The 6,295-nt window shown below is 75.9% G+C and carries 5 protein-coding genes; 1 reads left to right on the plus strand and 4 read right to left on the minus strand.

All coding sequences use genetic code 11. The features are described 5' to 3' along the window. Window positions 1–2 precede the first annotated feature (2 nt). From rpsJ to gdhA, 4 genes are all read right to left on the minus strand, one after another. Complete coding sequence (gene rpsJ, locus ACFW1I_RS13440) at window positions 3–311, minus strand: 30S ribosomal protein S10 (RefSeq protein WP_003948644.1); 309 nt, start codon at window positions 309–311, stop codon at window positions 3–5. Window positions 312–776: 465 nt separating this feature from the next. Beyond that, window positions 777–2,018: an RNA polymerase sigma factor gene (locus ACFW1I_RS13445; RefSeq protein WP_384669401.1), complete on the minus strand. Its 1,242-nt coding sequence runs from the start codon at window positions 2,016–2,018 to the stop codon at window positions 777–779. Then, window positions 2,015–2,377 (minus strand): YciI family protein, encoded by a 363-nt coding sequence (locus ACFW1I_RS13450; protein WP_319010206.1) that lies wholly within the window; start codon window positions 2,375–2,377, stop codon window positions 2,015–2,017. The genes ACFW1I_RS13445 and ACFW1I_RS13450 overlap by 4 nt, the downstream gene beginning before the upstream one ends. 92 nt (window positions 2,378–2,469) lie before the next feature. Then, window positions 2,470–3,843 carry an NADP-specific glutamate dehydrogenase gene (gene gdhA, locus ACFW1I_RS13455; RefSeq protein WP_384669403.1) on the minus strand — a complete coding sequence of 458 codons (1,374 nt, stop codon included), beginning with the start codon at window positions 3,841–3,843 and terminating at the stop codon, window positions 2,470–2,472. Between the two features lie 273 nt (window positions 3,844–4,116). Between gdhA and ACFW1I_RS13460 the strand changes: the two genes are divergently transcribed. Further along, window positions 4,117–6,093, plus strand: a complete 1,977-nt coding sequence (locus ACFW1I_RS13460; RefSeq protein ID WP_384669404.1) for a PIG-L family deacetylase — start codon at window positions 4,117–4,119, stop codon at window positions 6,091–6,093. The last annotated feature ends 202 nt before the right edge of the window (window positions 6,094–6,295 follow it).

Raw genomic sequence — 6,295 nt, forward strand, 5'->3', positions numbered from 1 at the left:
CCTCAGAGCTTGATCTCGATGTCGACGCCAGCCGGCAGGTCGAGACGCATCAGCGAGTCAACCGTCTTCGGCGTGGGGTCGAGGATGTCGATGAGGCGCTTGTGCGTGCGCATCTCGAAGTGCTCGCGCGAGTCCTTGTACTTGTGCGGCGACTTGATGACGCAGTACACGTTCTTCTCAGTGGGCAGCGGCACCGGGCCCGCGACCGACGCACCAGTGCGCGTCACCGTCTCGACGATCTTCTTCGCCGAGGAGTCGATGACCTCGTGGTCGTAGGCCTTGAGCCGGATGCGGATCTTCTGTCCCGCCATGGCTACTTCGTAGTCCTGTCTCTTTGTTAACGCCCTGGAACCCGGTCGGTTTGCGTTCATCCTCCGACCCACGCGGTCGGGCGTGTCGCACTCCCTCTACGAAGAAGTCCCGAAGGATTTCCCAACCAAGGGGGTGCGGGCCGAAGACCGCGGAACGGGGGTGAACACCCACCGGGCGCCTGGCTGGTACCCCGCTGACGCTTCCCGGAAGATTCCCGTACGTCCGCCCCTGAGAAGGGGCGACGAGTACTGTGGGACTCGCTTCCGGTCCTCCCGGCGGGAGGCGCGCAGCATCGGCACTCAACCGAGCAACCCCGCTAGTCTGCCATACGGCCCCTGCGGGCCGCCAATCGGGGTCGAAGACTGTACCCCACGTCACGTACGGGTACACGCACGGGGCGCACGGGCCCCCGTACGCGCCCCGCCGGCCCCGGTCCCGCCCCGGTCCCGCCGGCGCCCGCCCGCTCACCCCAGCCGGCGGCCCCGCTCCGTGAGGTGGCGCCGCTCCGGGGCGCTCGTCGTCCGTCGCGCCGCCTCCCGGTACGCCGCCGCGGCCGCCGCCGCCTCGCCGGACAGCTCCAGCAGATGGGCGCGGGTGGCGAGCAGCCGGTGGTGGCGGGCCAGCCGCTTGTCCTCCGCCAGCGTGTCGAGCAGCGCCAGACCGGCCGCCGGACCCTCGACCATGGCCACCGCCACCACCCGGTTCAGGGAGACCATCGGATTGGGGCCCGCCTGCTCCAGGAGGTCGTACAGGGCGAGGATCTGCGGCCAGTCGGTCGCCTCCGCCGACTCCGCCTCGTCGTGCACCGCCGCGATCGCCGCCTGGATCTGGTACGGCCCGACCCGCCCCTTCGGCAGCGTGCCGCTGATCAGGGCGACGCCCTCCGCGACCAGCGCCGCGTCCCAGCGGGACCGGTCCTGCTCCGCCAGCGGCACCAGCTCGCCGCGCGGCCCCGTGCGGGCCGGGCGGCGGGCGTCGGTCAGCAGCATCAGCGCCAGCAGGCCCGCCGTCTCGGTGTCCTCCGGGACGAGCCGGTGCAGCAGCCGGACCAGCCGGATCGCCTCCGACGACAGCTCGGGCGCGGTCAGCTCCTCGCCGCCGCTCGCCGTGTACCCCTCGTTGAAGACCAGGTACAGCACGTGCCGGACCTCGGCGAGCCGGGCGGTGCGGTCCTCGCCCTCCGGCAGCGCGAGGGCGTCCCCGGCCGCCCGGACGGTCTGCTTGGCGCGGCTGATCCGCTGCGCCATCGTCGCCTCCGGCACCAGGAACGCCGCCGCGATCTGCGCCGTGGTGAGACCGCCGACCGCGCGCAGGGTCAGCGCGATCCGGCTCGGCGGCGACAGGTCCCGGTGGCAGCAGAGGAAGAGCAGCGCGAGCGAGTCGTCCGCGTCCCCCTCCCCCGCCTCGTCCGCGGCGGGGGCGAGCAGCTCGGCCGCCGGGGTGGCCAGCGCGACCGTGTCCTCCCGGCGGCGCCGCGCGGCCTCGCTGCGCACCTGGTCGACGTACTTGCGCTGGGCGACGGTCAGCAGCCAGCCGCCCGGGCGCTCGGGCACGCCCTGTTCGGGCCACTGGCGGGCCGCCGCGATCAGCGCCTCCTGGACGGCGTCCTCGCAGCCGTAGAAGTCGCCGTGGCGGCGGACGAGCGCGCCGAGGACCCGCGGGGCGCTCGCCCGCAGCAGCTCCTCGACGCCGGCCGGCTCGCTCACACGTCCGCCGCGGACTCGTGCAGCACCGGCCACAGCTCCACCGGGTCCACGTCCGCGAAGGGCATGTCCGCGGCGATCGCCTGGGCCCGCTCCAGGGACTCGCAGTCCAGCAGGTAGAAGCTGGCCAGGTACTCCTTGGTCTCCAGGTAGGGCCCGTCGGTGACGGCCGGGGCGCCGCCCTCCCGGCGGACCAGCATCGCGGCGGCGGCGTCGGCGAGCCCGTAGGCGCCGAGCAGCTCGCCGGTCTCCCGGTACTTCCGGTTGAACGCCTCCTGGCGGGCGATCGCCTCCGGCCACGCCTCGGCGGGGAACGCGTCCCACTTGGCCTGGTTGCCGTAGATCATCGCGACGTACTTCATCCCGGGTGTCCTCCCCGTCCCCGCGCGCCCCTCCGGCGCGCTGTCACCCTACGGTCGGAGCCGCCGCGGCGCTCTCGACATGCCGGGATCCGTCAGATCACGCCCTGCGCCAGCATCGCGTCCGCGACCCGCTCGAAGCCCGCGATGTTGGCGCCGGTGACGTAGTCGCCGGGGGTGCCGTACCGCTCGGCGGTCTCGTGGCAGGTGCGGTGGATGTCCGTCATGATGCCCGCCAGCTCCTCCTCGACCCGGGCCGCCGACCAGGACGTACGGGAGTGGTTCTGGGCCATCTCCAGGGCGCTGACCGCGACGCCGCCGGCGTTGGCGGCCTTGCCGGGGCCGAAGGCGACGCCGGCCCGCTGGAGCAGGTGGACGGCGCCGGCGGTGGTGGGCATGTTGGCGCCCTCGGCGACCGCCTTCACGCCGTTGCGGACGAGCGCGGCGGCGTCGTCCTCGTCCAGCTCGTTCTGGGTCGCGGACGGCAGGGCGAGGTCGGCGGGGACCTCCCAGACCCGGCCGCCGGGCACGAAGCGGGCGGAGGCGCCGCGCCGCTCGGCGTAGTCGGCGACCCGGCCGCGCTCGACCTCCTTGACCTGCTTGAGCAGGGCGAGGTCGATGCCCTTGTCGTCGTAGACGTAGCCGCTGGAGTCGGAGCAGGTCAGCGGGTGGGCGCCGAGGGCGAGCAGCTTCTCGATGGTGTACAGGGCGACGTTCCCGGAGCCGGAGACGACGGCGCTCTGCCCCTCCAGGTCCTCGCCGCGCTCGCGGAGCATCGCGGCGGCGAAGAGGACGCTGCCGTAGCCGGTGGCCTCGGGGCGGATGGCGGAGCCGCCCCAGCCGGTGCCCTTGCCGGTGAGGACGCCGGCCTCCCAGCGGTTGGTGATCCGCCGGTACTGGCCGAAGAGGTAGCCGATCTCGCGGCCGCCGACGCCGATGTCGCCGGCGGGGACGTCGGTGTGCTCCCCCAGGTGCCGGTACAGCTCGGTCATGAAGGACTGGCAGAAGCGCATGACCTCGGCGTCGCTGCGGCCGTGCGGGTCGAAGTCGCTGCCGCCCTTGCCGCCGCCGATGCCGAGGCCGGTGAGGGCGTTCTTGAAGATCTGCTCGAAGCCGAGGAACTTGACGATGCCGAGGTTCACGGAGGGGTGGAAGCGCAGGCCGCCCTTGTAGGGGCCGAGCGCGCTGTTGAACTCGACGCGGAAGCCGCGGTTGACGTGCACGCGGCCCCGGTCGTCCTGCCACGGGACCCGGAAGACGATCTGCCGCTCGGGCTCGACGAGCCGCTCCAGCAGGCCGGGCTCGGCGTACTCGGGCCGGGCGGCGAGGACGGGCGCCAGGCTGTCGAGGACCTCGTGGACGGCCTGGTGGAACTCGGGCTGGGCCGGGTTGCGGTGCTCGATCTCGGCGCGCAGCGCGTCGAGCGCGGACCGGGCGGCGGTGGTCTCGGCGGTGGGACGGGACGGCACGGAGTACCCCCTTCTGGCACGGCGGTGCGCGCCAGGGAAGCGGTGCGGAGCTCGGCGCCGTTGCCGAGCGTTGACGGGCGGCGTCCTCGCGCGCCCCCGCACCTGTGGGACCGCCACCGGCCGCAGTGTTACATCCGTGTGAATGCAGGCACCAGTAAGCATTCCGGTCCGTCCCGGCATGCGAGACGACGGCCCCACCCCGTCGGGCGGGCAACCCCGGGCCCGCGCCGGCCGTCTAGCCAGGGACCGATCGTGGGGGAAGGGCCGTCCGCCGTGCACATACCGACCCGCCGTACGCTCCTGGCCACCGCCGTGGGCGCGGCGCTGACCGCGGGCTGTTCCGTGCCCGCCGCGCGCCGGGCCTCCCCGGCCCCGGACCCGGCGCCGGGCAAGCCGTTCGCGGGCGGGGAGCCGGGCCGGGCGCTGCTGCTCCAGATCGTGGCGCACCCGGACGACGACCTGTACTTCATGAACCCGGACGCGCAGCGGCTGCTCGACGCCAGGGTGCCGCTGGTCACGGTGTACGTGACGGCCGGCGAGCACACCGGCGTCAACCGGATCGAGGGCATGCCGAGGACGCCGCCGGACCGGGCCGCGTACTCCTCCGCCCGCCGGCAGGGGCTGCGGCAGAGCTACGCGGCGGCGCTGGGCCTGCCGCTGTTCGCGCCCTGGCGGCGGGAGGCGCTGGCGCTGGACGGCGGCCGGACGGCCGAGCGGGCGGTCCTGGCGCACGGCGGGCGCCGGGTGGAGCTGGTCTTCCTGGACCTGCCGATGCACACCCCGCGGCGGTACGCGGCGCTGCCCGCGCTCTGGGAGGACCGGGCCCTGGAGCTGTACGCGCACCGCTCGGCCGGCTCGCCGGTGACGCGGCCGGGGCCGTACGACCACGACGGTCTGGTGGCGGCCCTGACCGGGCTGCTGCGCCGCTACCGGCCCACGGTGGTGCACACCCTCGACCCGGACCCGGACGTGCAGCCCGGCGACGAGGCGACCCGCCGCCGGAACTCCGAGCAGCCGGGCTTCTCGGACCACGGGGACCACACGGCGGCGGCCTGCTTCGGCTGGGCGGCGCTGGTCCGCTGGGTGGCCGAGGAGACCCGCGCCGGGGCTCCGGTCCCGGTCTTCACGGCGACCGCCTTCCGCGGCTACTACAACCGGCACTGGCCGAAGAACCTGCCGCCCGCCGTGCTGGCGGGGAAGGCGGCCCGGCTGGTGCCGTACGGCGGCGACCCGTCCTGGGAGTGCGGCAATCCGTCGGGGTGCGGCGACTACGGCGTGGGCGGCGACCGGCCGCTGACCAACCGCAAGGGCTGGGTCCGCTCCACCCACCACCGCTGGCCGGGCCCGGGGCTCGCGCTCGCCGAGGAGCCGGACGGGCGGCTCGCCGCGTACGGGGTGCTGGGGCTGCGCGCGGTGCGCCGCCGGGAGACCTCGCCCGGGGTGTGGGGCGGGCCGGAGGACCTGGGCGGCGGGCCGCTGGCGCCCGGGCTCGGCGCGGCCGTGCTGCCGGACGGGCGGGTGCTGCTCTTCGGGGTGCGGTTCGCGGCCCTGGAGGGGCGGGGCGGGCCGAACCGGCGGGAGGTGGTCCTCCTCGAACAGCGCTCCCCCGGCGGCCCGTTCCTTGCCTGGCGCGGGCTCGGCGCTCCGGACCGGGGAGCGGACCGCAGCCGTCGGCTGGGCACCCCGGTGGCGGTGGCGGCCCCGGACGGCCGGGTGCGGCTGTACGTGCGGAACGCGGCGCGGGGCGTCGCCGAGCGGGTCCGCGAGCCGGACGGCACGTGGGGGCCGTGGCGGGTGCTGCCCGGGGACGCGGTGGTGCAGGACGGTCTGGCCGTCTCGCTGGACCGGGCCGGCCGGACGCACGTGTACGCGGCGGGCGCCGGGTCCGTACGGCACTGGGTGGACGGGCGGGAGGCTCCGGGGGCGCTGCCGCTGTCGGGTTCGACGGTGGCGAGCGCGGACGGCCGGCTCTACCACCGGGCGCCGGCCTCGGCGCGGCTGACCGGCCCGGACGGCGCCGACGCGGGTCTGGACGGCTTCGGGGAGGTACGGGTGGCGGCCTCGGCCGCGCGGGGCACGGTGCTGCTCGGGACGGACGCCGCGGGGCGGCTGTGCGTGCGGGCCGGCGGCCGGCTGCGTACCCGCACGCAGGGGCCGCCGGCGGTGTCCGCCGCGCTCCACGTGGGCGTCCGCGGGGTGACGGTGGTGGGGCTGGGTCCGGACGGGCGGCTCTGGTCCTGGCGGCCGTAGCGCGGCCCCCGTACGCGGAAAGGGCCCCGCGCAGGGCCCCGGAGACGCGAGAAGGGGGCGGCCCGCGGGGGGGTCGGGGGGGGGCCCCCCGCGCGTCTCTGGGTCGCGCCCGCCGCGCGGGGCGCGCGCGGCCCCGCCGCGCGGGGCGGGGCCGTACGCGGCGGCGGCCGGGTTCCCGGGGGTGCGCCGGTCGGGCGGGGTG

The sequence above is a fragment of the Streptomyces sp. NPDC058955 genome (genome assembly GCF_042741435.1).
Taxonomy (GTDB): domain Bacteria; phylum Actinomycetota; class Actinomycetes; order Streptomycetales; family Streptomycetaceae; genus Streptomyces.

What these genes read in the sequence shown, in the direction of transcription:
- rpsJ (WP_003948644.1), bottom strand. Translation starts at nt 311, where the DNA reads ATGGCGGGACAGAAGATCCGCATCCGGCTCAAGGCCTACGACCACGAG.
- ACFW1I_RS13450 (WP_319010206.1), bottom strand. Translation starts at nt 2,377, where the DNA reads ATGAAGTACGTCGCGATGATCTACGGCAACCAGGCCAAGTGGGACGCG.